A 23,716-nucleotide genomic window follows, 5' to 3' on the forward strand; every position below is an offset into this window, starting at 1 on the left:
TCCATCGATCCCCGAATCCGGAGAAGTCCCATGTGGTTGCGACTGGCGGCTGTTGCCGCCTTCGCGGTCGCGCCCTGCGCGTGGGCGCAGGCCGTGCCGCCCGATGCTGTGCTCACCCTGGACGACGCCGTTGCCCGCGTCGCCCGCTCCCATCCCGATCTGCGCCTGGCCGACGGCCAGCGCCGCGTGCTCGCCGCCGAGGCCGAGCGCGACGCGCTGCGCCCGCCGCTGCGCCTGGGCGCCGAACTGGAGAACGCCTTCGGCAGTGGCGATGCGCGCGGCCTGGACCAGGCCGAGCTGACCGTCAGCCTGGCCGGCGTGCTCGAGCGCGGCGGCAAGCTCGACGCGCGCCGCACCCTGGCGCAGGCGCGCATCGACGCGCTGGCGCCGCAGCGCGAACTGGCGCGGTTGGACCTGCTCGCCGAGGTCGCGCGCCGCTATCTGGCGATCGCCGCGGCGGCGCAGCGCCAGGCCATCGCCAGCGCCGACCTGGCCCAGCGCCAGCGCACCGTCGCCGCGGCGCGGCAGCGGCTGCAGGCCGGCGCCTCGCCCGAATCGGTGCTGTTGACCGCGCAGGCGCTGCAGGCCCGCGCGGAGCTGGACCGCGACCGCGCGCAGCAGGAGCACGATGCCGCCCGCCGCCATCTGTCGGTGCTGTGGGGCGAGCGCGATCCCGCGTTCGCGCGCGTGGTCGGCGATCCGCTGGCGCTGCCGGCGGTGCCCGACTTCGGCGCACTGGCCGCGCTGCTCGATGCCACCCCGGAACTGGCGCGCTTCGTCGGCGAGGCGCGCGTGCGCGAGGCGCGGTTGCGCCTGGCGCGCAGCCAGGCGCGGCCCGACCTGGACTGGCAGTTCGGCGTGCGTCGGCTGCAGGACGGCGACGCCACCGCCCTGGTCGCCGGGATTTCGCTGTCGTTGGGCAGCGCGGCGCGCGCGCAGCCGGAGATCCGTGCCGCCGAGGCCGAGCGCGACCTGCTCGGCGTGGAGCGCGAGGCGCAGGCGTTGGCGCTGTATTCCACGCTCGCCGACGCGCACGGCCGCTACCGCGCCGCGCAACTGGAAGTGGCGCGCATGCGCGAGGACGTGCTGCCGAAACTGACGCGCGCCGAGGCCGCCGCCGAGCGCGCCTATCGCGGCGGCGCGATCAGCTATCTGGAGTGGGCGCAGCTGCAGGCCCAGCACGGCGATGCGCGGCAGCAACAGCTCGCCGCCGCGATCGAGGCGCAGACCGCGCTGATCGAGATCCAGCGCCTGACCGGACAGCCGTTCGTGGTCGCGGGCGCGGCGCAGGTGGCGCGATGAGCCGTCCACTGCTGTTGCGCATCCGCCACGCGCTGGCTGCACTCACCGCACCGACGCGCAGATATCTGTTGCCGTGGTCCGCGCAGCAAGGCGTCGGCAGCGTCACGCGTGCCTCGTGCCGCCGGTTGCGGACCAGCGCGACCGGCCGCGTTGCAGCTGCACTATGCCGCGCGCTGCGCCAGCACCGCGAGCGGCATGCAGCGATGATGCTGCGCGTCGCGCCGGCCGATTCCGGCCGCGCTGCGGGGACGGCGAGGGCCATCGTCGATCGCAAGTGGCCGCCGCCGGTCATGCCGCGGCGCGACGGGATGCGCGGCTTGCTCGACTCCAGCAGGAACACCGTGTCGAGCGGATTGTGTCCGGCCACCGGCACCGTGCCGAGCAGCGCGCCGCGCCACGCAGCGCCGGCAAACGCCATCGCTTTCGACCCCCTTCTCCCGACGCCTGGCGCCCGCCGCCGGCGTCTTTCAGGACTGCCTACGATGAACTTCAGATCTGCCGCGCTGATCGCGCCGCTGTTGCTTGGACTGCTGCTCGGCGGTTGCGCCGGTGCTGGCGACGGCGCCAGCCACGACGACGCCGACGCGCATGGCGACGCCGGCGACGCCCACGCCGAGGAAGCGCGCAAGGGCGCGCACGGCGGCCGCCTGCTCGAGCAGGACGGCTACGCGGTCGAACTGGCGATCGCCGAGGACGGCACGCCGCCGGCCTACCAGGCCTGGCTATACCGCGACGGCAAGCCGTTGCCGCCTGGTGCCGGCAGCGTCGAAGTGCAACTCAAGCGCCTGGGCGGAATCGCCGAGACCCATCGCCTGCGCGCGCGCGACGACGGCAGCCTGCTGGCCGACAGCGTGGTGTACGAGCCGCATTCGTTCGACGTGGAGGTGCGCGCCACGGTGCAGGGCAAAGCGCTGCGCTGGACCTATCCCAGCTACGAAGGCCGCACCGAGATCGCGGCGCAGATCGCCGCCGACGCCGGCATCCGCGTCGCGCCGGTCGGCCCCGGCAGCATCGCCGACGAGCACGAGGTGCAGGGCCTGCTGACCCCGGCCGAAGGCGCGCAGGCGCAGGCCACCGCGCGCTTCCCCGGCCCGGTGCGCAGCCTGCGCGCCAACGTCGGCGACCGCGTGAGCGCGGGCCAGGCGCTGGCCACGGTGGAGAGCAACCTGAGCCTGACCAGCTACACCGTCGTCGCGCCGATCGCCGGCACGGTGCTGGCGCGCAATGCCAGCGTGGGCAGCGCAGCCAGCGAAGGCCAGGCGCTGTTCGAGATCGCCGACCTGTCCACGCTGTGGGTGGACCTGCACATCTTCGGCGCCGATGCCGGGCACATCGCCGCCGGCGCGCCGGTGACGGTGACCCGGATCAGCGACGGCACGGTCGCGCAGACCACGCTGGAACGCGTGCTGCCGGGCACCGCCACCGCCAGCCAGAGCACGGTGGCGCGCGCGGTGTTGCGCAACGACGACGGCCTGTGGCGGCCGGGCTCGGCGGTGAAGGCGCGGGTGACGGTGGCGCAGCAGCCGGCCGAACTGGTGGTGCCGGTGGCCGCGTTGCAGACCTTCCGCGACTGGGAGGTGGCGTTCGTGCGCGTGGGCGATACCTACGAAGTGCGGCCGCTGCAACTCGGCGCGCGCGACGCGCGCCAGGTGCAGGTGCTGTCCGGGCTGAAGGCCGGCGACCAGGTGGTGGTGGAGCAGAGTTATCTGGTCAAGGCGGACATCGAGAAGTCGGGGGCATCGCATGATCATTGAGCCACGCATCGCGCCCTGGCACCCCTGTAGGAGCGGCTTCAGCCGCGACAGACATCCGAACGTAAACGCGATGCCGGCATATCGGTCGCGGCTGAAGCCGCTCCTACAGAAAAGCGGCAGGTCGCGCGCTGCGCACGGAGGCCGCTATGCTCGCTAACCTCATCCGCTTCGCGATCGCGCAGCGCTGGCTGATGCTGGCGCTGACCGGGGTGCTGGTCGCGATCGGCGCGTGGAGTTTCTCGCGCCTGCCGATCGATGCCACGCCGGACATCACCAACGTGCAGGTGCAGGTCAATACCGCCGCGCCCGGCTATTCGCCGCTGGAGGCCGAGCAGCGCGTCACCTTCCCGCTGGAGACGGTGCTGGCGGGATTGCCGGGACTGGAATCCACCCGCTCGCTGTCGCGCTACGGGCTGTCGCAGGTGACCGCGGTGTTCGCCGACGGCACCGACCTGTACTTCGCGCGGCAGCAGGTGGCCGAACGGCTGCAGCAGGTGAAGTCGCAACTGCCGCCGGAGCTGGAGCCGCAGCTCGGGCCGATCGCCACCGGCCTGGGCGAGATCTTCATGTACACGGTCGAGGCCAAGCCGAATGCGCGCAAGCCCGACGGTACAGCGTGGACCGCCACCGACCTGCGCACGCTGCAGGACTGGGTGGTGCGGCCGCAGCTGCGCAACGTGCCGGGCGTCACCGAGGTCAACACCATCGGCGGCTATGCGCGGCAGATCCACATCACCCCGGACCCGGCGCGGCTGGTCGCGCTCGGTTTCACCCTGGACGATGTGGCGCGGGCGGTCGAGGCCAACAACCGCAACGTCGGCGCCGGCTACATCGAACGCAACGGCCAGCAGTTCCTGGTGCGGGTGCCGGGGCAGGTTAGCGGCATCGACGAGCTCGGCGTGATCGTGCTGGATCGGCGCGAAGGCGTGCCGATCCGGGTGCGCGACGTGGCCCAGGTCGGCGAAGGACCGGAGCTGCGCACCGGCGCCGCCACCCAGGACGGCAGCGAGGTGGTGCTGGGCACGGTGTTCATGCTGGTCGGCGCCAACAGCCGCGCCGTGGCGCAGGCCTCGGCGGAGCGACTCGAACAGGCCAACCGCAGCCTGCCGCCGGGCGTGCAGGCGGTGCCGGTGTACGACCGCACCGCGCTGGTCGATCGCACCATCGCCACCGTGGCCAAGAACCTGGTCGAGGGCGCGCTGCTGGTGATCGCGGTGTTGTTCCTGCTGCTGGGCAATTTCCGCGCGGCGCTGATCACCGCCGCGGTGATCCCGCTGGCGATGCTGTTCACCCTCACCGGCATGGCCCGCGGCGGCGTGTCCGGCAATTTGATGAGCCTGGGCGCGCTGGATTTCGGGCTGATCGTCGATGGCGCGGTGATCATCGTGGAGAACTGCCTGAGCCGCTTCGGGCAGGCGCAGCAGCGGCTGGGCCGGGTGCTCAGCGCCGCCGAACGCTTCGAGCTGACCGCGCAGGCCACCGCCGAGGTGATCCGTCCCAGCCTGTTCGGCGTGGGCATCATCGCCGCGGTGTACCTGCCGGTGTTCGCGCTGACCGGCATCGAAGGCAAGATGTTCCACCCGATGGCGATCACCGTGGTGCTGGCGCTGACCGGGGCGATGCTGCTGTCGCTGACCTTCGTGCCGGCGGCGATCGCGTTGATGCTGGGCGGCAAGGTGGCCGAGCACGAGAACCGCGCCATGCGCTGGGCGCGGCAGGCGTATGCGCCGTTGCTGGACGGCGCGCTGCGCCACGCGCGCTGGATCGGTGCGGGCGCGCTGGCGCTGGTGCTGCTGTGCGGCGTGCTGGCCACGCGGCTGGGCACCGAGTTCATTCCCAACCTCGACGAAGGCGACATCGCCCTGCACGCGCTGCGCATTCCCGGCACCAGCCTGGAGCAGGCGATCGCCATGCAGGCCACGCTGGAGCGGCGGATCAAGCAGTTTCCGGAAGTGGCGCACGTGTTCGGCAAGCTCGGCACCGCCGAGGTCGCCACCGACCCGATGCCGCCGTCGGTGGCCGACACCTTCCTGATCATGAAGCCGCGCGCGCAATGGCCCGATCCGCGCAAGCCCAAGGCGCAGCTGCTGGCCGAGATCGAGGCGGCGGTGCAGCAGTTGCCCGGCAACAACTACGAGTTCACCCAGCCGATCCAGATGCGCATGAACGAGCTGATCTCCGGTGTGCGCGCAGACGTGGCGATCAAGCTCTACGGCGACGACCTGGACACGCTGGTCGAGGTCGGCCGGCGCATCGAGGAGGTGGCCCGCCGCGTGCCCGGCGCGGCCGACGTCAAGCTCGAGCAGGCGACCGGCCTGCCGATGCTGAGCGTGGTCCCGGACCGCACCGCGCTCGCCGGCTACGGGCTCAATCCCGGCGTGGTGCAGGACACGGTGGCCGCCGCGGTGGGCGGGCAGGACGCCGGGCAACTGTTCGAAGGCGACCGCCGTTTCGACATCGTGGTGCGCCTGCCCGAAGCGCTGCGCCAGGATCCGGCGGCGCTGGCCGACCTGCCGATCCCATTGCGCGGCGACGGCGAGCGCGGCGACGCCGACGAGTCCAGCCGCGCGCCCGGCTGGCGCAGCGGCGCGCCGATCACCGTGCCGCTGCGCGAGGTGGCCAAGGTGGAAACCGTATTGGGGCCGAACCAGATCAACCGCGAGGACGGCAAGCGCCGCATCGTGGTCACCGCCAACGTGCGCGACCGCGACCTGGGCGGTTTCGTCGCCGAGCTGCAGCGGCGCGTGCAGGCCGAGGTCGAACTGCCCAGCGGCTACTGGATCGGCTACGGCGGCACCTTCGAGCAGCTGATCTCGGCTGGGCAGCGCCTGGCCTGGGTGGTGCCGGCCACGCTGCTGTTGATCTTCGCGCTGCTGTACTGGTCGTTCGGCTCGCTCCGCGACGCGGCGATCGTGTTCAGCGGCGTGCCGCTGGCGCTGACCGGCGGCGTGGTCGCGCTGGCGTTGCGCGGCATCCCGCTGTCGATCTCCGCCGGGGTCGGCTTCATCGCGCTGTCCGGGGTGGCGGTACTCAACGGGCTGGTGATGATCGCCTTCGTGCGCAAGCTGCGCGAGGACGGCCTGGCGCTGGAGCAGGCGCTGCGCGAGGGCGCCTTGGCACGGCTGCGGCCGGTGCTGATGACCGCGCTGGTGGCGGCGCTGGGCTTCGTGCCGATGGCGTTCAACGTCGGCGCCGGCTCGGAAGTGCAGCGGCCGCTGGCCACGGTGGTGATCGGCGGCATCGTCTCCTCCACGCTGCTGACCCTGCTGGTGCTGCCGGTGCTGTACCGCTGGCTGCATCGGCGCGACACTGCCGAACCGGCGTCCGCGGTGGCCGCCGCCCCGACCCTCGCGAGGTGAGCCATGGCCGACAGTTGCTGCGGGTGCGGCAAGACCGTGGACGTGGCGGCGCTGCACGCCCGCCAACGCCGCGTGCTGTGGTGGGTGCTGGCGATCAACGCCGGCACCTTCGCGATGATGCTGGGCAGCGCCTGGCACAGCGGCTCGGCCTCGCTGCTGTCCGGCAGCCTGGACAACCTCGGCGACGCGTTGACCTATGCGCTGAGCCTGGCGGTGGTGGGCGCGAGCCTGGCGGCGAAGGCGCGCGTGGCGCTGCTCAAGGCCGCGCTGATCCTGGCCGCGGCGCTGGCGGTGGCCGCCGGCATCGGCTGGAAGCTGCTGCACCCGCAGCTGCCGCTGTTCGAGAGCATGGGTGTGGCCGCGGCGTTGAACCTGGCCGCCAACCTGCTGTGCCTGCGCCTGCTGTGGCCGTATCGCCGCGGCGACATCAACCTGGCCTCGGCCTGGGCCTGCTCGCTCAACGACGTCTACGAGGGCGGCGCGGTGATCCTGGCCAGCGTCGCGGTGTGGGCGTTCGGCGCCGGCTGGCCGGACCTGCTGATCGCCGCGGCGCTGTTGCTGCTGTTCCTGCGCTCGGCCTGGCGGGTGGCGCGGCGCGCCTGGGCGGAACTGCGCCAGGCCCGCGCGCTGCCGGTAAGTGCTTGCGACACAAGGGAAAGCCGTGCATAATGCGCGGCTCGCTGTGCCCGGCTCCGGTCGGAACGGCGGCCGGATACGCGATCTCCGGCCGGCCTTCCCCAGCGTAACTGCTTGATTTCCCACGTCGCGTGGTGGCCGCAAGGCTGCCGGGGCCGCCGTCTCCCAGGCTATGGGCGACTCAAACTTTCTATCGAGGTGCGTAATGTCCCGCGTATGCCAAGTGTCCGGCAAGCGTGTGCAGACGGGTAACAACGTCTCCCACGCCAACAACAGAACCCGTCGCCGCTTCCTGCCCAACCTGCACGAGCGCCGCTTCTGGGTCGCCAGCGAGAACCGCTGGATCAAGCTCCGTGTTTCCGCGCATGCGTTGCGCACCATCGACAAGAACGGGATCGATGCCGTTCTGAAAGAGCTGCGCGCGCGCGGCGAAAAGGTCTGAGGAGTAAGCAATCATGGCAGGCAAGCGTGACAAGATCCGTATGATTTCCTCGGCCGCCACCGGCCACTTCTACACCACGGACAAGAACAAGAAGAACACTCCGGGGAAGATGGAAATGATGAAGTACGACCCGGTCGTGCGTAAGCACGTGATGTACAAGGAAGGCAAGATCAAGTGATCGACTGATCGCTGGATCGCGTTTTCGAGGTCGACACGGAACCCGCCGCAAGGCGGGTTTCGTGCGTCTGGGGTCCGCACATGTTGTCCTGCTGCACGCCGTCGCCGCTGCGCGAGGCACACGCCCGGCGCGCGCCGCCGGCCGCGGCACCGCACGCGACGGTTGCGTTTGCCGCCGCAGCCCGCAGAATCGGGCGACTTGGCTTGCGAAGGGTCGCGATGCTGCCGTTCTGGTTGGAAGGCACCTGGTTGCTGGCGTTGGACTGGCTGATCCGGCTGGTGGCGTTGCTGTGGATCCCGGCGCGGACCACGCCCGGCGCGGCGCGCAGCTGGCTGCTGCTGGTGGGCTTCGTGCCGGTGCTGGGACTGCCGCTGTACCTGCTGCTCGGCCATCCGTGGCTGTCGCGCGAGCGCATCCAGCGCCAGGCGCAGGCCTCGCAGGTGATCCGCGAGCAGCAGGTGCCGCTGACCGCGTTGCGCTGGACTGCGCCCGCCGATACCGCGATCGCCGAGGTGGTGCCGCTGATCGAGCGCCAGGGCGACTTCATGCCGACCCATGGCAACACGGTGGAACTGCTGGACCGCTATGCGGTGTCGCTGCAGGCGCTGATCGACGACATCGACGCGGCCGTGGAGCGCGTGCACCTGCTGTACTACCTGATGTTCGACGATGCGGTCGGCGAGGCGGTCGTGGCCGCGTTGCTGCGCGCCGCCGCGCGCGGCGTGCGCTGCCGCCTGCTGCTCGATGCGCGCGGCGGACGCCGCGGGCTGCACCGCTACCGCAAGCGCCTGCGCGCGGGGGGGGTCGAGGTGCAGGCGCTGCTGCCGGGCGGGCTGCGCTGGCGCCGCAGCGGGCGCATGGACCTGCGCAACCACCGCAAGATCGCGGTGATCGATAACCGCGTCGGCTACATCGGCTCGCAGAACCTGGCCGCGGCCGAGTTCGTGCGCGGCCATCCCAACCGCGAGCTGGTGGCGCGGGTGCAGGGGCCGGTGGTCGCGCACCTGGAGGCGGTGTTCGCCAGCGACTGGTTCATCGAGACCGGGCAGCGCCTGCGGGTGACCGAGGTGACCGCGGTGCACGGTGCCGACACCGCCACGCAACTGCTGCCCAGCGGCCCGGCCTATCCGTTCGAGAACGCGCGCGATGCGGTCAATGCGCTGATCCACCTGGCGCGGCGGCGGATCGTGATGGTGACGCCGTACTTCGTGCCCGACGAGGCCACGCTCAGCGCGTTGCGCATCGCCGCGCTGTCCGGGGTGGACGTGCAGCTGATCCTGTCGGAGAGCAGCAACCAGCGGCTCACCGCCTGGGCGCAGGAGGCCTACTACGACGAACTGCTGCGCAGCGGGGTCAAGATCGCGCTGTACCGGCCGTGCTTCCTGCACGCCAAGCACCTGAGCGTGGACGAGGGCATCGCCTTGGTTGGCTCGATCAACCTGGACATCCGCTCCTTCGCGCTGAACGCGGAGATCGGCGTGCTGTGCTACAGCGCCGAGGTGGTGCAGCGGCTGCGCGTGGTAGAGGCGGACTATCTGGCCGATGCGCGCACGCTGTCGCTGGAAAGCTGGCGCAAGCGGCCGACATGGCGGCGCAGCCGCGAAGGCATCGCGCGCCTGGCCGATGCGTTGATGTGAGTCGCGCACATGGACGTGACGGCATGATGTCGCGGCCATGCGCGATCTTTGTCGCGACATGCGCGATGGTTCTCAGCCGCAGGCCGAGCCGGCGAGGGCATCCCTTACAATCGCCGATATGAGCGAACTCCTGCCCACCGCGTCCGATGGCGACTGCGACTGCGATATCGCCATCGTCGGCGGCGGTGCGGCCGGCACCCTGGTCGCGCTGCAGTTGCTGCGGCAGGCCACGCGTGCGCTGCGGCTGCAGCTGATCGAGCCGCAGGCCGCGCTGGCGCAGGGCGTGGCCTATGCCACGCCCTGCGCGGAGCACCTGCTGAACGTGCCGGCCGGGCGCATGAGCGCTTTCCCCGAGCTGCCCGACGATTTCCTCGACTGGTTGCAGCAGCAGGCGCTGTATCCGGCGCTGCAGCGCGCCGCGCTGGCGCAGGCCTACGTGCAACGCCGCCATTACGCCGAGTACCTGCGCGCGCGCCTGACGCAGGCGCAGGCCGCAAGTCCGGCGCAGCTGCGATGGCGGCAGGCGCGGGTGGTGGCGCTGGATCGCGACGATCGTGGCCAGGCGTTGCGGCTGCAGGACGGCCCGGCGCTGCGTGCGCAGGCGACGGTGCTGGCGCTGGGCAACAGCCTGCGTCCGCTCCCGGCGCGCGGCGCGTCCAGCCTGCCCGCGCAGGCGCGCGTGGACGCCTGGAACCACGCACAGCTGCGTGCGATCCCGCGCGAGGCCACGGTGTGCATCGTCGGCGCCGGCCTGAGCATGGTCGACAGCGTGCTGACCCTGCTCGCCAATGCGCATCGCGGCCCGGTGCACGTGATCTCGCGGCATGCCTTGCTGCCGCTGCCGCATGTCGCGCACGGCGAGCACGCAGCGGCCGATTTCGACCCGCAACCGTTGCTGGCCTTGCCGTTGCGCCAGCGCCTGCGCGCGCTGCGCCGGCATGCGGCCGCGGCGCAGGCGCGCGGCCTGCCGTGGCAGAGCGTGATGGACCGGCTGCGGCCGTTGGGTCAGGCGCTGTGGCAGTCGCTTTCGGCTACCGAGCAACGCCGCTTCCTGCGCCATGCGGTGCGCTACTGGGACGTGCACCGGCACCGCATCGCCGCGCCGGTGTTCGCTCAATTGCAGGCGATGCGCCAGGTCGGCCAGCTGCGCGTGCACCGCGCGCGGCTGGACACGGTGTTCCCGGTCGGCGCCTGCGTGCAGGTCAACGCGGTCGGTCCCGACGGCTTGGCGCTGCAACTGGACGCCCATTACCTGGTCAACGCCACCGGTGTGGAACTGCGCGCGCAGACCATGCGCAGCCCGCTGCTGCACCAACTGCTGGGCTGCGGCCACGCCATGCCCGGCCCGCACGGCATCGGCGTCGCCACCGCGCCCGACGGCGCCCTGCTCGACGCCGACGGCCATGCCGATGCGCGCATCCGCGTGCTCGGCAGCCTGCGCATCGGCAGCCTGTGGGAAAGCCTGGCGATCCCGGAACTGCGCGTGCAGGCGCAGCAGCAGGCGCAGGCGTTGTTGGGCGAACTGCCGGCCAATCCCGACGCGCAATGACGGCATGCCGGGCTGCCGTTGTGGCGCCCAAGCGCTGCAGGCAGACGCGTCACTGTAGGAGCGGCTTCAGCCGCGACAGGCGTTACCAGTGATGCCTGTCTAGGCCCTGACCTCCACGGAATGTCGCGTCGTCCGCCCCAGCAGCAGATAGATCGCGACCGCCGACATCGCCGTGATCGCCGCCAGCGTGCGCGCCAGCACCGCGAACCCGTCGACATAGGCCTGGCGCAACTGCGCCATGGACGCGGCGCTGCCCGCATGCGCGGCTTGCGCCAGGTCGCCCGCGGCCAGGCGTTGCGCGGTCTCGGCCAACGCGGCGCTGGTCGCCGCCGGCGCCGTGGCCGCCAGCTGCCACTGGATCAGTCCGGCCAGTAACGCGGCCACGCTCGCCAGTGCGATGCCTTCGCCGGCCACGCGCAAGGTGCCGAAGATGCCGGCCGCCATGCCGGCGCGTTCCTTCGGTACCACGCTGACCGACAGTGCGTCCATCAGTCCCCATGGCAGCGCGGTGCCGGCGCCGATCAGCAACAGTGCCGGCAGCGCCTGCGCGGGAGGGCGTGCGCTCAGCCAGTACAGCCCGACAGCGGCCAAGGCCAACCCGGCCGCGGACAGCAGGCGCGGGGCGATGCGCTGCGCCAGCGCCGCCGCCACGCGCGGCACCACCAGCATCGGCGCCGACAGCGCCAACAGGGTCAGCCCGGCGTCGCTGGCGCGCTGGCCGTCCACCCCGATCAGCCGCAACGGCAGCAGCACCAGTAGCACCACATAGCTGTAGCAGGTCGCCACCGGCAACAGTTGCACGCCGACGAAGCGCCGGTAGCGGAACAGGCTCAAATCCAGCATCGGCCGATGACAGCGCCGCTCGATCCGCACGAAGCCGAGCAACAGCGCCGCCGCCGCCCCCAACAGGGCCAGGGTCGGCACGCTGTGCCAGCCGCTGTGCGGCCCCTGGATCAACCCCGCGGTGAACGCTGCCAGCGCCGCACTGAAGCATAGGGCACCGGCGCGGTCGGCCGGTCCCGGGGCGGGATCGCGCGACTCGCGCAGACAGCGCGCACCGACCGTCCAGGCGAGCGCGGCCAGCGCCGCCAGGCCGAAGAAGATCGCGCGCCAGCCGACGCGTTCGATCAGCACGCCGGCCGCCAGCGGGCCGAACGCCAGGCCGGTGCCGAAGGTGGTGCCGAGCAGGCTGAACGCACGCGCCCGCGCGGCGCCGTCGTACAGCTGCGCCAGCGCCGCGGTGCCGCCGGCCAGCGCGGCGGCCGCGCCCACGCCCTGCAGCGCCCGCAGCAGATCGATCGCGACCACCGAGCCGGCCAGGCCGACGCCCAGCGAGGCGGCGGCGAACAGGCCCAGCCCACCCAGGAACACGCGCTTGCGGCCGTGCCGGTCGGCCAGGGCGCCGGCGGCGAGCAGCAGGCTGCCGAAGCTGAGCATGAAGGCATTGGTGATCCAGGCCAGCGCCAGCGCGCTGCCGCCCAGCGCTGCGCCGATCGCCGGCGTGGCGACCGCGCCGCCGGAGAAGTTCAACGGCAAGACCAGGGCGGCCAGGCACACCGCGGCGAGCGCGGCGCCGCGTCGCGCGGGAGCGGCAGGGGAGGAATCGGAGGAATCGGAGGAGCGGAGGGTCATCGCGAGCGGCTCGGCCGGCGGCTGCCGGGATAGCGACTAGAGATAACGCGGCAGGAGTGATCGAAAAAGGCCGTCGATCTCCACGGATAGCGGAGAAGAATTCCGTAATATCCCTATATGGATCGTTTGACCGGCATCGTCGCCTTCGTCCGCGCCGCCGAACAGCTGAGTTTCGTCGGTGCCGGCCGCGTGCTCGGCATCTCGGCGTCGGCGGTGGGCAAGAGCGTGGCTGCGCTGGAACGCGAACTGGGCGTGCGCTTGTTGCAACGGACCACCCGGCGCATCGCGCTGACCGCTGAAGGGCGCCTGTTCTTCGAGCGCTGCCAGCGCGTGCTGGAGGAACTGCGCGAGGCCGAGAGCGTACTGGCGCAGACGCTGCAGGCGCCGCGCGGGTTGCTGCGGCTGGGCCTGCCGACCATCGGCTACCGCTTCCTGCTGCCGCTGCTGCCCGCGTTCCGCCAGCGCTATCCCGAGGTGGAGCTGGAACTGGAATTCGACGACCGCCTGGTCGACGTGGTCGAGCGCGGCCTGGACGCGGTGATCCGCAGCGGCACGCAGGCCGATTCGAGCCTGATGTCGCGGCGCCTGGGGCCGTTCCGCTTCTGCATCTGCGCCGCGCCGGACTACCTGCGCCGCCGCGGCGTGCCGCAGACGCCGGCGCAGCTGGCCGCGCACGACACCCTGCGCTTCCGTTTTCCCACTACCGGCAAGCTGCACGAGTGGCCGTTGTCCACGCCGGCGCCGCTGCCGCGGGCGGTCCTGACCTGCAACAACATGGAAGCGCTGCGCGCGGCGGCGATCGGCGGCATGGGCATCGGCTGCATGCCGGAGTTCCTGGCCCGCGAGGCGCTGGCCGACGGCCGCCTGCAGGCGCTGCTCGATGCCGAGTTGAACGACAGCGGCCAGTTCTTCGTGTTGTGGCCGTCCAGCAGGCAACTGTCGCCGAAGCTGCGCGCGTTCGTGGATTTCGTAGCCGAACGCCTGTTCCCGGCGGCTTGACCGCGCGCTGGCGAAGTTTTTGCGGCGCCGCGCCTGCCGTCGCAGCCGATGCGCCGCCGCAACCGGTAAAATGTCCGGGTGGATGTCTCCCATTTGCTCGATGATCTGAACCCCGCCCAGCGCGAGGCCGTCTCCGCACCGTCCGGCCATTACCTGGTCCTGGCCGGCGCCGGGTCCGGCAAGACGCGCGTGCTCACCCACCGCATCGCCTGGCTCAACGAAGTCCATGGCGTGCCGGTGCACGGCATCTTCGCGGTCACCTTCACCAACAAGGCGGCCGGCGAGATGCGCCACCGCACCGACCTGCAGCTGCGCAACGGCAGCCGCGGCATGTGGATCGGCACCTTCCACGGCCTGGCGCACCGCCTGCTGCGGCTGCACTGGCAGGACGCGAAGTTGCCGGAAAGCTTCCAGGTGCTCGACTCGGACGACCAACTGCGGCTGGTCAAGCGCGTCGTGCAGCAGCTGGAGCTGGACGAGGGCAAGTTCTCGCCCAAGCAGATCGTGTGGTGGATCAACCAGCAGAAGGACGAGGGCCGGCGCGCGCAGCACATCCAGCCCGAGCCGCGCGACGAGTGGACCACCACCCTGCGCAGCGCCTACGCGCTGTACCAGGAGCGCTGCGACCGGGCGGGCCTGGTCGACTTCGCCGAACTGCTGCTGCGCGCGCACGAACTGCTGCGCGACAACCCGGCGCTGCTGGCGCATTACCGCAGCCGCTTCGGCGAGATCCTGGTCGACGAGTTCCAGGACACCAACGCCATCCAGTACGCGTTCGTGCGCGTGCTCGCTGGCGACAGCGGGCGTGTGTTCGTGGTCGGCGACGACGACCAGGCGATCTACGGCTGGCGCGGCGCCAAGGTCGAGAACGTGCAGCGCTTCCTGAAGGATTTCCCGAACGCGCAGACCATTCGCCTGGAGCAGAACTACCGTTCCAGCGCCAACATCCTCAACGCCGCCAACGCGGTGATCGCGCACAACCCGGACCGCATCGGCAAGCAGCTGTGGACCGATTCGGGCGACGGCGACCCGATCGACCTGTACGCGGCCTACAACGAGATCGACGAGGCGCGCTACGTGGTCGAGCGCGTGCGCCAGTGGGTGCGCGACGGCGGCAGCTACAGCGAGGCGGCGGTGCTCTACCGCAGCAACGCGCAGTCGCGCGCGTTCGAAGAATCGCTGATCGCCGAACAGGTGCCGTACCGCGTCTACGGCGGCATGCGCTTCTTCGAGCGCGCCGAAATCAAGGACACCCTGGCCTACCTGCGGCTGGTCGCCAACCGCGCCGACGACGCGGCGTTCGAGCGCGCGGTGAACACGCCCACCCGCGGCATCGGCGACCGCACCCTGGACGAAGTGCGGCGCCTGGCGCGCGCGCAGTCGCTGTCGTTGTGGGCCGCCGCGCAGCAGGCCGCGCAACAGGGCGGCGACCTCGCCGCGCGGGCGCGCAACGCCCTGGCGCAGTTCCTGGGCCTGATCGAGCAGCTGTCCGCCGAAGTGGCCGGGCTGCCGCTGCCCGAGCAGATCGACCAGGTGCTGGCGCGCTCGGCATTGCGCGACCACTGGAGCAAGGAAAGCCGCGGTGGGCTGGATTCGGAATCGCGCACCGACAACCTCGACGAACTGGTCTCGGTGGCCTCGCGCTTCGTGCGCGCCGACGGCGACGAGGACGCCGACGAAGGCCGCCAGGCGATGACCGAGCTGGTCGCGTTCCTGGCCTACGCCTCGCTGGAGGCCGGCGAAGGCCAGGCCCAGGCCGGCGAGGACGGCGTGCAGCTGATGACGCTGCATTCGGCCAAGGGCCTGGAATTCCCGCTGGTGTTCCTGGCCGGCATGGAAGACGGCCTGTTCCCGAGCGCGCGTTCGCTGGAAGAGAGCGGGCGGCTGGAGGAAGAGCGGCGCCTGGCCTACGTCGGCATCACCCGCGCCCGCCACAAGCTGGTGCTCAGCTATGCCGAATCGCGGCGCATCCACGGCCAGGACAACTACAACGTGCCCTCGCGCTTCCTGCGCGAGATCCCGCGCGAGCTGCTGCACGAAGTGCGGCCGAAGGTGCAGGTGTCGCGCAGCGCCTCGCTCGGCGCGCAACGCAACCTCGGCCACAGCGTCATCGAGGCGCCGGCGATCAAGCTCGGCGCCAACGTGCAGCACCCCAAGTTCGGCGGCGGCGTGGTCGTCGACTACGAAGGCAGCGGCGCCCACGCGCGCGTGCAGGTGCAGTTCGACGAAGTCGGCGCGAAGTGGCTGGTGATGGCGTACGCGAATCTGACGGTGATCTGACGCGCGCTGCTCGGCGGAGGGCTGGGATAGCGGCACGCCTGTCGCAGTATCGCTTCACCTCATACCTGTCTCTCCGAAGCGGAGCTGTGTTGTTCGGCCTGCGGCATCCATGCGTGCCGCGTACCGCCATCGTTGCCGCCGTCATCCTTTTTCCGTGGCAACAGGGTCCGAACCGGCCGCCACCGGGTCGACTGATCCGCTGATGGATCAATGCTTCATGGTGAGTCGATCGCCGCTATGGTTCGGCACGAGACACGACGAAATGCGGTGATGATTCGAAGGACCGGATGCGGTCGGAAAGATGCACGTGATCGTAGGTGGCGGCCATCCTCTCCATCTCCTCCGCACAGTCCAAGAGGAAGCGGGCAATTTGTTTCAGTTCGCTTGGATCGGCGCACAGGGTGATCTCCGCAAGCTCTTCCGGCCGAATGCTTTCGACTGGCGCATTCGTGGGGGCGTATCCATAAAGTTTCATGCGATGAACCGAGCGTTGGGCGAAGTGGCGTTCGGTCCTAGCTTATCTGAGCAGTGCTCTCTAAATTTCATGCTCAGATGGGGCATGACTTGAGCGGCGCCCAAGCTTGGCGCCAACGTGCAGCATCCCGAGTTCGGCGGCAACGGCGCCTACGCCGGTGTGCAGGTGCAGTTCGACGAGACGTCGTAAAGTGGCTGGTGATGGCTTGCGCGAATCTGAAGGTGATCTGACGCAGCGGGTGGCAGCGCTGTCCCCTGATGGCCTTCAGGGAGTGCGCGTGTAGCGATGCAGATGCCGTTAGTATCTGCGTTGTCCTGATCGCACAGCGTCGAACAGCGCTCGCCGGGCACCGACCAAGCCTCGGCGATGATCGCGCATTGTGCGATGGTCTGCTGCAGATCGCTCGCCGAGTGCCACCCGCACCCCATCGTCGGCGGCCCGACGCGGTATAGCGCGATCGCGTCGTCACCTGCCACCAGGATGGCTAGCTGGTCCTGCTCACTTTGGAAGAAGGCACTGGCCTGCTGCGGGGACGTGCAACGCAATTCCAGCGCCGTGACGCCGACTGCATCGGGAACGATGCGAAGCGCATCCTTGCGGTAGTCGATATGCGCCGCGCCGCGGTCCACGCAGGTCGTTTTCGGGCCATGTCGGGTCGAGGAAACCAGAATCCGGTCTTTTTCCCGCGTCGCAGACGTACAGGAAAGCCCCGTCCAGACCTGGGGCGGATCGGTGCGCGACCCGGCTGATGGCGGTGGCGCCAAACCACACGCGCAAAGCAGGCTTGTCAACGCGAGCGCGATCGACATCCGCTGCAAGGGACGCATCGGATCGGCCGCCGCCATCACTGCCCCGCAGGCGGTTCCCAAAGCTCCACCTTGTTGCCTTCCGGGTCGATGACCCAGGCGAATTTCCCGTATTCGGAATCGTCCACGCGATCGAGCACGTTGCAGCCTTCCTCGCGCAATACCTCGACCAGCGCGTGCAGATCCTCGACCCGGTAATTGATCATGAAGGGCGCCGTGCTGGGTGCGAACTGCTCGCCTTGCGCCGAGCCGATCGACCAGATGGTGCTGCCGGCGAGCGGCTCGCCCGCGGCGTCGGTCCAGGCGAACGCGGTGCCGCCCCATTCCTGCACATCGATGCCCAGATGGCGCTTGTACCAGGCCTGCAGCGCCGCAGCGTCGTTGGCCTTGAAGAAGATGCCGCCAATGCCGGTGACGCGCTTCATGTCATGGTGTCCTTCGCCGATGCATGCGCGCGACGCTATCACCCGGCGCCCACCGCCAACAAGCGCTACGCCTGGGGCGGTGCGGCCGGTGCCGCGCGCCGCCGGCGCACTTCCAGTGCGGCGTAGCCGGCAGTCGCCAGCAGCAGCGGCCCCAGGTAGTAGAACGCGCGATAGGCGAGCAGGGCGGCGAGCAGTTGCGACTGCGGCGCCTGGTGGCCGAGCATGGGCAGGAACACCGCCTCCATCACGCCGATGCCGGCGGGGATGTGGGCGATGGCCGAGGCGACCGCCGCCACTAGCAGCGTGCCGAGCACGGAGACGTAGTCCACGCCGGGGGGCATCAGCACGAACAGCAACGTGCCCATCAGCGTCCAGTTGGCGGCGCCCAGCGCCAGCTGCAACACCGCCAGCGGCAGCGGCGGCAGATGCAGGGCGTGACCGCGGACCTCGAGCGCGCGTCCGTGCGCCAGGTGGCACGCCAGCAGATACCCGGCCACGGCCAGCAGCATCGCCGCGCCCAGCCACGGCAGGCTCGCGCCGCTCACCGGCCAGTGCGGCGGCGTGCGCAAGCGGCCGGAAGCGAACAGCGCGCCGGCCAGCAGCAGGTAGCCCATCCAGTTGGTGCCGATGGTGAAGGCGACGATGCGGCCGATGGTCCCCAGCCGCAGCCCCTCGCGTGCGTACAACCGATAGCGGAAGCCCGCGCCGCCGACCAGCGCGCCGACATTGAGGCTGAAGGCGTAGGCGATGACCGCGATCGCCATCACCCGCGGCGTCGCCAGCGGGTGCCGGGTGTAGCGGCGTGCGCCCAGGTCGTAGCAGGCGTACAGCGCGTAGCTGGCCAGGGTCAGGCCGGCCGCCAGCGCCAGGGTGCCGCCGCCGTAGCCGGCCAGCGTCGCGCCGACCTGCGCCCAGTCCACCGAGCGTCCATAGCGCACCAGCAGGAACGCCACCAGCGCCAGGAATGCCAGGTACGCGATGCGGCGCACGCGGCGCCAGCGCCGGCTGCGGGCGGGCGCGGCCGTCACGGCGACGGCCCGCGGTGATGCGGTGGACGCAGCAGCGCCGTGCGCGGCGTGCGTGCGGGCAGGCGGCTGGCCCATTGCGGGAAATTGCGCAGCACATGGAACAGCACCGGGCGCAGCAACGGTTGCCAGAAGCGCCCCCGCGGCACGCTCGCCGGCTCGACCCGGCGGCAGTGCGTCTCCATCAGGCGGTGCAGGCAGCCGTGCAGTTCGCGCGCGAACGCCGCGTCGCGGATCAGCAGGTTGGCTTCCAGGTTGAGCGACAGGCTCAGCGGATCCAGGTTGCTGGAGCCCACCGTGCTCCATTCGCCGTCGATCACCGCCACCTTGCCGTGGAACGGGCGTTCGCAGTATTCGAAGATGTGCACGCCCGCGTCCACCAGGTGGCGGTACAGGGCGCGCGCGGCGATCAGCGCCAGCGGCGTATCCGGCTGGCCCTGGAACAGCATGCACACGGTGACCCCGCGCCGGGCGGCGGCGCACAGGTCACGCAGGAAGCCGTAGCCGGGGAAGAAGTACGCGTTGGCGATGACGATCTCACGCTGCGCCTCGCGGAAGGCCTGCCGGTAGGCGCGTTCGATGCTGCGCGAGCGGCGCCCGTTGTCGCGCGGCAGGAAGCACACCTCGGCAGGGCCGGCGGCGCGGTGCGGCTCAGGCAGTTCCTGCGGCTCCCAGCCCTCGCCGGTGCCGTGGGTCTGCATCGCGCGGCGCATGAACGAGACCATGTCCGCCACTACCGGGCCTTCGACTTCGACGGCGTAGTCCTGCTTGGCCTCCGGGCCGAAATCGGTCAGGTGATCGGCCGAATAGTTGATGCCGCCGACCATGCCGATCGTGCCGTCGACGACCAGCAGCTTGCGGTGCATGCGCCGGAACACATTGAGGCGGACGCCGAGCAGGGTCGGCTGGCGGTCGAACATGCGCAGTTCGACGCCGGCCTCGATCAGCTCGCGCACGAATTCCGGCGACAGGTCCGGCGAGCCGAACGCGTCCACCAGTAGGTGCACGCGCACGCCGCGCCGCGCCGCCGCGACCAGGCGCTCCTTGAGCGGAATGCCCACCTTGTCCTCGAACCAGATGAAGGTCTCCAGCAGCACTTCGTGCTGCGCGGCGTCGATGGCCGCGTAGACGCGCGCGAAGTAGACGTCGCCATTCTCCAGCAGGCGCAGGCGGTGGCCCTGGCGCCAACGCGAATCGATCGCCTGCGACCGCTTCACAACGCGATCCTCGCCAGCAGCGGCGCGTGGTCGGACAGGTGCGACCACGGCCGCCCGGTCAGTACGCGTGCGGCGTCGATGCGCGCGTTGCGCAGGTAGATGCGGTCGACCGGCAGCAGCGGCCAGCGCGAGGGGAAGGTCCGCGCCACCCGCCCATGCAGGTGATCGAAGGCTTCCACCAGCCCGCAGCGGCGCAACAGCCGATGGCCGCGCACGCGCCAGTCGTTGAAGTCGCCGGCCACGATCAGCGGCGCCTCCGGCGGGATCTCGTCGGACACGATGCCGCACAGCAGCCCGATCTGCTTGCGCCGGTGCGCCTCGCGCAGGCCCAGGTGCACGCAGACCGTGTGCACGTCGGCATCGAAACCGGGCACGCGCACCACCGCATGCAGCAGCCCGCGCTGTTCGTGGCCCTGTACCGACACGTCGCGGTTGACCGACGAGGCGATCGGGAACCGCGACAGCATCGCGTTGCCGTGGTGGCCGTGCGGATAGACCGCGTTGCGCCCGTAGGCGAACTGCGGCCACAGCGTATCGGCGAGGAACTCGTACTGGGTCTGCGCCGGCCAGTCGGCGTGCCGTCCCGCATGCAGTACGTGTTCGCCCAGCACCTCCTGCAGGAACACCATCTCGGCGGACACGGAGCGGATCGCCTCGCGCAATTCGGGCAGCACGAAACGGCGATTGAGCAGGTTAAAGCCCATGTGCACGTTGACGGTCAGCACGTTGATCGAGGGCATGCGCGATGCGGACGGAGAAAACCGTCCTCCATTCTGCCCACGCCGTGCGTGCGGCGCGTGAGGGTGCGGGGAACGATGGTGCGTCGCGACGGGCCGATGAACGGGTTGGTGTCGGCTTCGCCGATCAAGGCCGCCGGTGGGGCCACCTCCGGTTCCGCCCGATGCCGCGCTTGGGTGAGCGCTGCGCGACTCCTGCCGGGTCGTGCGCCGGCGCCGAATGTTCGCCGCATCGACGCGGCCAATGCCGGTCGCGCGTCGAAGGACTCGCTGTGCCTAGGCGGTGCGGTTCGCACTGTCCGGCGACCCATCAGGCGGGAACTGGGCGGCGGCTGGAGCCGCCGGCCAGAACATGCCGCCCGGAATCTGCCTCACTCCTTCAGCGTGCCGTCGCTCGGATCCGTGGCGGCATACATGGAGGAGTGCAGTTCGGCGTCGTGCGGGTGGCGCAGCGCTTCGCGGACCTGTTCGGGCAGCCGCTCCACGGCGAGGAGCACCTTGCCGGAGTGAATGTCCTTCACCGCGTCCAGCGGCAGCACGAAGTCGCCGCCGTTCTGGATGTTGACGACGAATTCCCCTGACTCGGTGCGCACTTCGCGCACGGCGCCGACGCCGAGTTCGCCGTCGACGACGAACACCATCTGCCCCACTTCCACTCGCTCTGACATCGCGCACCGCCTTGTTGGGAGAAAACGTCCGCATGGGCTGGCTGCTGGGCTCACGCCAGCGGACACGGCGCATGATGCGGCGCGGCGTCGTCGAGGAGGGGTGAATGTGCGTTACCACGTCTTGCCATCGCCACGCCGCACCGCCGCTCAGCGCGCAGCGACCAGCGCTTCGGCCGGCAGCGCGGCGGAACGGCCGCTCAGGCGTTCGAACTCGCCGACGTCGTGCGAGCAGAACATCGTGACCGCGCCGGCGTGCTGCCGGTTCAGTTCGCGCAGGCGGCGCTGGTTGTGCAGGCGCGACCTGCGGTCCTTCTCCATCATCCATTGGTAGAAGCGCAGGCCGGGCGTGCAGTGCGGCCGCAGCGAGTCCATCTCTCCCGGGTGGAAGTAGGCGTCGCCGGCCAGCAGGTGCCAGCGTCCGTCGCTGCGCACGGCCACGCCGGCATGGCCGAAGGTGTGCCCGGGCAGCGGCACCAGCAGGATCTCCGGCGGCAACCCGTGCAGGACGCGGATGCAGTCGAAACCCATCCATGGGTCGCCTTCCGCGGCGGGATAGGTGCGCCAACGCGAACGATCGTTCCATTGCTGGGGACGGAAACGCTGGCGGTCCAGCCACGTGGCCTGGCGCAGGGCGTGGTCGCGCTCGCTGGTGAGCAGATGCACCTGCGCGTGCGGAAAATCGTCCAGGCCGCCGGCGTGATCGAAATCCAGGTGGGTCAGCACGATGTGGCGCACGTCGCGCGGATCGAAGCCGAGCCGCTGGATCTGCCGGATCGCGGTCATCTCCTCGCGGAACTCGGGTCGCACCAGGCCCAGGAAGAACGCGCTGAGGCGGCTGCGCGGGTCGGCCACGTCGCGCAGGCCGAACCCGGTGTCGACCAGCACCAGGCTGTCGCCGGTTTCGATCAGCAGGCAATGGCAGGCCAGGTGGCCGCGCTGCAGGATGCTCGCGCTGCGTCCATCCATCAAGCGGCCGCCGAGTGGGCAGGTGGAGATGCAATTCAGATGATGCAGGCGCATCGCTGATCCTCGCCACGGCGGTCCAGCGTTGCAGGGGGGCGGTGGTGGCCGGGTGACCCGGGCGTCAACGGCACGTTGTCGCCCGGCAGTGCAACTGGACATCCGCCACGCCAGGCCGGCCGACGGCATTCGCTGGCCGTGGCGGCGACGTGCAGCGGTCGCCGCGGCACACGTGCGGCGCGGCCGGGCAGCGCGGTGCGCCAGTGCGGTTTCGTGCCGCGGCGCTGGCGCGTCGCCATCGGCGGATGGCTCGCCATCGCCGCCAATGCGATGATCCGTCTCTTCCAGACCAAGCGGGAGCGCACGATGCGCAGCGAAAAAGACAAGATGCTGGCCGGCGAGCCGTATCGCCCCGGCGATGCGCAGCTGCAGGCCGACCAGGCCGCGGCCAAGGCATGGATGGTGCGCTACAACGCGGCGCTGGCCGAATCGCCGGCGCAGCGGCGCGCGTTGCTGGGCGAGCAGTTGGGTGCGGTCGGGCGCGGCGCGGTGGTGCGGCCGCCGTTCCATTGCGACTACGGCTACAACATCCACTTGGGCGAGGACGTGTTCCTCAATTTCAACTGCGTGATCCTGGACGTGGCGCCGGTGCGGATCGGCGACGGCACGCAGATCGGGCCGGCGGTGCAGCTGTATGCCGCCGATCATCCGCGCGATGCGGCGCAGCGCGCGGCAGGACTCGAACTCGGGCGGCCGCTGACGATCGGCCGCAACGTCTGGATCGGCGGCGGCGCGATCGTGCTGCCCGGGGTCACGATCGGCGACGACGCGGTGATCGGCGCCGGCAGCGTGGTCACCCGCGACGTGCCCGCCGGCGCGCGCGTGGCCGGCAATCCGGCGCGGCCGTTGGCGCCGCAACCGCCGGGAGATTGATCCGGGTCAAGGCGCGGGATTCGCGCCGGGTGTGCAATGTGCCGGTGCCGCCGCGGGCGGCGTTACCGGAGCACGCACATGTACCAGCGCATCCTGATCGCAATCGATGGTTCCGAATTGTCCGCCAAGGGCTTGCAGCAGGGCCTGGCGCTGGCCGCCAGGCTCGGCGCGGAAGTGGATATCGTCACCGTGTCCGAGCCCTGGGCGATGGGCATGTACGACGCGATGGGCTGGAGTGTGGGCTACGAGGCCACACCCGAATACCGCCAGGACCGGGAAGAAGGCGCGCAGAAGATCCTGGCGCCGGCGCTCGCCGCCGCCGCGGCCACCGGCGTGACCGCGCATGGCTGCCATGTGCTCGATCGCTACCCGGCCGAAGGCATCATCGACATCGCCACCTCGCACCGCAGCGACCTGATCGTGATGACCTCGCACGGTCGCCGCGGCATGAGCCGGGTACTGCTCGGCAGCCAGACCGCCGAGGTGCTGGCGCGCAGCCAGGTGCCGGTGCTGGTGATCCGCTGAGATTGGACGCGTGCCGGCGGCGGCGGCGCCTGCAGGAGCGGCTTCAGCCACGACAGGATCTTGCCGGGAACGGTCGCGCGGGGAAGATTTCGGTCGCGGCTGAAGCCGCTCCTACAGGGAGCGGCGGCGGCTATTGCGCCGTCGCCGATTCGGTCGGTGCGTACACCGGCGCGTCGT

General features: G+C 70.7%; 21 protein-coding genes. 12 read left to right on the plus strand and 9 right to left on the minus strand.

The features are described 5' to 3' along the window. The first annotated feature begins 30 nt into the window (after positions 1 to 30). The 8 genes from J2Y70_RS18770 (at position 31) to J2Y70_RS18805 (ending at position 10,857) form a co-directional block, all read left to right on the plus strand. A complete protein-coding gene (locus J2Y70_RS18770) occupies positions 31 to 1,302 on the plus strand; it encodes a TolC family protein (RefSeq protein ID WP_309920976.1) in 1,272 nt (423 codons plus the stop codon). Positions 1,303 to 1,784: 482 nt separating this feature from the next. Next, the gene (locus J2Y70_RS18775; RefSeq protein WP_309920980.1) at positions 1,785 to 3,056 is read left to right on the plus strand and encodes an efflux RND transporter periplasmic adaptor subunit; all 1,272 of its coding nucleotides are present in this window, start codon (positions 1,785 to 1,787) and stop codon (positions 3,054 to 3,056) included. 146 nt (positions 3,057 to 3,202) lie between these two features. Continuing rightward, entirely contained in the window at positions 3,203 to 6,415 is a 3,213-nt protein-coding gene (locus tag J2Y70_RS18780; protein ID WP_309920983.1) for a CusA/CzcA family heavy metal efflux RND transporter, read from the plus strand. 3 nt (positions 6,416 to 6,418) lie between these two features. Beyond that, positions 6,419 to 7,084: a cation transporter gene (locus J2Y70_RS18785; protein ID WP_263396632.1), complete on the plus strand. Its 666-nt coding sequence runs from the start codon at positions 6,419 to 6,421 to the stop codon at positions 7,082 to 7,084. Positions 7,085 to 7,256: 172 nt separating this feature from the next. Next, a complete protein-coding gene (rpmB, locus tag J2Y70_RS18790) occupies positions 7,257 to 7,493 on the plus strand; it encodes a 50S ribosomal protein L28 (protein ID WP_003467012.1) in 237 nt (78 codons plus the stop codon). Positions 7,494 to 7,503: 10 nt separating this feature from the next. Beyond that, complete coding sequence (gene rpmG, locus J2Y70_RS18795; protein WP_170874102.1) at positions 7,504 to 7,671, plus strand: 50S ribosomal protein L33; 168 nt, start codon at positions 7,504 to 7,506, stop codon at positions 7,669 to 7,671. Between the two features lie 218 nt (positions 7,672 to 7,889). Continuing rightward, a complete protein-coding gene (gene cls / locus J2Y70_RS18800; protein ID WP_309920988.1) occupies positions 7,890 to 9,308 on the plus strand; it encodes a cardiolipin synthase in 1,419 nt (472 codons plus the stop codon). Between the two features lie 118 nt (positions 9,309 to 9,426). Beyond that, positions 9,427 to 10,857, plus strand: coding sequence for an FAD/NAD(P)-binding protein (locus tag J2Y70_RS18805; protein WP_309920991.1), 1,431 nt, complete (start codon positions 9,427 to 9,429; stop codon positions 10,855 to 10,857). A gap of 99 nt (positions 10,858 to 10,956) precedes the next feature. On the opposite strand, the gene J2Y70_RS18810 is transcribed toward J2Y70_RS18805, so the two are convergent. Beyond that, a complete protein-coding gene (locus tag J2Y70_RS18810; protein ID WP_309920994.1) occupies positions 10,957 to 12,489 on the minus strand; it encodes an MFS transporter in 1,533 nt (510 codons plus the stop codon). 117 nt (positions 12,490 to 12,606) lie between these two features. Here J2Y70_RS18810 and J2Y70_RS18815 point away from each other — a divergent pair, with 117 nt between their 5' ends. Together J2Y70_RS18815 and uvrD are read left to right on the plus strand one after the other, a co-directional pair. Continuing rightward, positions 12,607 to 13,488: a LysR family transcriptional regulator gene (locus J2Y70_RS18815; protein WP_309920997.1), complete on the plus strand. Its 882-nt coding sequence runs from the start codon at positions 12,607 to 12,609 to the stop codon at positions 13,486 to 13,488. 78 nt (positions 13,489 to 13,566) lie between these two features. After that, positions 13,567 to 15,768, plus strand: coding sequence for a DNA helicase II (uvrD, locus tag J2Y70_RS18820; protein ID WP_309921000.1), 2,202 nt, complete (start codon positions 13,567 to 13,569; stop codon positions 15,766 to 15,768). 235 nt (positions 15,769 to 16,003) lie between these two features. Here uvrD and J2Y70_RS18825 read toward each other — a convergent pair whose 3' ends face one another. From J2Y70_RS18825 to J2Y70_RS18860, 8 genes are all read right to left on the minus strand, one after another. Next, positions 16,004 to 16,243, minus strand: a complete 240-nt coding sequence (locus J2Y70_RS18825; RefSeq protein WP_309921003.1) for a hypothetical protein — start codon at positions 16,241 to 16,243, stop codon at positions 16,004 to 16,006. Between the two features lie 149 nt (positions 16,244 to 16,392). Then, on the minus strand, positions 16,393 to 17,088 hold the full coding sequence (locus J2Y70_RS18830) for a hypothetical protein (RefSeq protein ID WP_309921005.1): 696 nt from the start codon (positions 17,086 to 17,088) through the stop codon (positions 16,393 to 16,395). Continuing rightward, positions 17,088 to 17,474 carry a VOC family protein gene (locus tag J2Y70_RS18835; RefSeq protein ID WP_309921008.1) on the minus strand — a complete coding sequence of 129 codons (387 nt, stop codon included), beginning with the start codon at positions 17,472 to 17,474 and terminating at the stop codon, positions 17,088 to 17,090. Before J2Y70_RS18835 ends, J2Y70_RS18830 begins: the two co-directional genes overlap by 1 nt. A 65-nt stretch (positions 17,475 to 17,539) precedes the next feature. After that, the gene (locus J2Y70_RS18840; RefSeq protein WP_309921009.1) at positions 17,540 to 18,502 is read right to left on the minus strand and encodes a lysylphosphatidylglycerol synthase domain-containing protein; all 963 of its coding nucleotides are present in this window, start codon (positions 18,500 to 18,502) and stop codon (positions 17,540 to 17,542) included. Continuing rightward, complete coding sequence (gene clsB / locus J2Y70_RS18845) at positions 18,499 to 19,716, minus strand: cardiolipin synthase ClsB (protein WP_309921012.1); 1,218 nt, start codon at positions 19,714 to 19,716, stop codon at positions 18,499 to 18,501. Before clsB ends, J2Y70_RS18840 begins: the two co-directional genes overlap by 4 nt. After that, positions 19,713 to 20,456: an endonuclease/exonuclease/phosphatase family protein gene (locus J2Y70_RS18850; protein WP_309921013.1), complete on the minus strand. Its 744-nt coding sequence runs from the start codon at positions 20,454 to 20,456 to the stop codon at positions 19,713 to 19,715. Before J2Y70_RS18850 ends, clsB begins: the two co-directional genes overlap by 4 nt. Before the next feature lie 368 nt (positions 20,457 to 20,824). Next, positions 20,825 to 21,094 (minus strand): hypothetical protein, encoded by a 270-nt coding sequence (locus J2Y70_RS18855; protein WP_309921016.1) that lies wholly within the window; start codon positions 21,092 to 21,094, stop codon positions 20,825 to 20,827. A 174-nt stretch (positions 21,095 to 21,268) separates the two neighbouring features. Further along, positions 21,269 to 22,141 carry an MBL fold metallo-hydrolase gene (locus tag J2Y70_RS18860; protein WP_309921018.1) on the minus strand — a complete coding sequence of 291 codons (873 nt, stop codon included), beginning with the start codon at positions 22,139 to 22,141 and terminating at the stop codon, positions 21,269 to 21,271. A 306-nt stretch (positions 22,142 to 22,447) separates the two neighbouring features. Here J2Y70_RS18860 and J2Y70_RS18865 point away from each other — a divergent pair, with 306 nt between their 5' ends. Beyond that, positions 22,448 to 23,014 (plus strand): maltose acetyltransferase domain-containing protein, encoded by a 567-nt coding sequence (locus J2Y70_RS18865; RefSeq protein WP_309921021.1) that lies wholly within the window; start codon positions 22,448 to 22,450, stop codon positions 23,012 to 23,014. Between the two features lie 78 nt (positions 23,015 to 23,092). Beyond that, positions 23,093 to 23,539: a universal stress protein gene (locus J2Y70_RS18870; RefSeq protein ID WP_309921024.1), complete on the plus strand. Its 447-nt coding sequence runs from the start codon at positions 23,093 to 23,095 to the stop codon at positions 23,537 to 23,539. Positions 23,540 to 23,716 lie beyond the last annotated feature (177 nt).

This window comes from Xanthomonas sp. 1678 (genome assembly GCF_031455575.1).
Taxonomy (GTDB): domain Bacteria; phylum Pseudomonadota; class Gammaproteobacteria; order Xanthomonadales; family Xanthomonadaceae; genus Xanthomonas_A.

Coding starts and splice junctions, on each gene's coding strand:
- J2Y70_RS18815 (WP_309920997.1), top strand. CDS start 12,607: ATGGATCGTTTGACCGGCATCGTCGCCTTCGTCCGCGCCGCCGAACAG.
- J2Y70_RS18780 (WP_309920983.1), top strand. CDS start 3,203: ATGCTCGCTAACCTCATCCGCTTCGCGATCGCGCAGCGCTGGCTGATG.
- J2Y70_RS18805 (WP_309920991.1), top strand. CDS start 9,427: ATGAGCGAACTCCTGCCCACCGCGTCCGATGGCGACTGCGACTGCGAT.
- J2Y70_RS18865 (WP_309921021.1), top strand. CDS start 22,448: ATGCGCAGCGAAAAAGACAAGATGCTGGCCGGCGAGCCGTATCGCCCC.
- J2Y70_RS18810 (WP_309920994.1), bottom strand. CDS start 12,489: ATGACCCTCCGCTCCTCCGATTCCTCCGATTCCTCCCCTGCCGCTCCC.
- J2Y70_RS18850 (WP_309921013.1), bottom strand. CDS start 20,456: ATGCCCTCGATCAACGTGCTGACCGTCAACGTGCACATGGGCTTTAAC.
- J2Y70_RS18775 (WP_309920980.1), top strand. CDS start 1,785: ATGAACTTCAGATCTGCCGCGCTGATCGCGCCGCTGTTGCTTGGACTG.
- cls (WP_309920988.1), top strand. CDS start 7,890: ATGCTGCCGTTCTGGTTGGAAGGCACCTGGTTGCTGGCGTTGGACTGG.
- J2Y70_RS18855 (WP_309921016.1), bottom strand. CDS start 21,094: ATGGTGTTCGTCGTCGACGGCGAACTCGGCGTCGGCGCCGTGCGCGAA.
- J2Y70_RS18870 (WP_309921024.1), top strand. CDS start 23,093: ATGTACCAGCGCATCCTGATCGCAATCGATGGTTCCGAATTGTCCGCC.
- J2Y70_RS18860 (WP_309921018.1), bottom strand. CDS start 22,141: ATGCGCCTGCATCATCTGAATTGCATCTCCACCTGCCCACTCGGCGGC.
- J2Y70_RS18785 (WP_263396632.1), top strand. CDS start 6,419: ATGGCCGACAGTTGCTGCGGGTGCGGCAAGACCGTGGACGTGGCGGCG.
- J2Y70_RS18770 (WP_309920976.1), top strand. CDS start 31: ATGTGGTTGCGACTGGCGGCTGTTGCCGCCTTCGCGGTCGCGCCCTGC.
- J2Y70_RS18825 (WP_309921003.1), bottom strand. CDS start 16,243: ATGAAACTTTATGGATACGCCCCCACGAATGCGCCAGTCGAAAGCATT.
- J2Y70_RS18830 (WP_309921005.1), bottom strand. CDS start 17,088: ATGGCGGCGGCCGATCCGATGCGTCCCTTGCAGCGGATGTCGATCGCG.
- rpmB (WP_003467012.1), top strand. CDS start 7,257: ATGTCCCGCGTATGCCAAGTGTCCGGCAAGCGTGTGCAGACGGGTAAC.
- J2Y70_RS18835 (WP_309921008.1), bottom strand. CDS start 17,474: ATGAAGCGCGTCACCGGCATTGGCGGCATCTTCTTCAAGGCCAACGAC.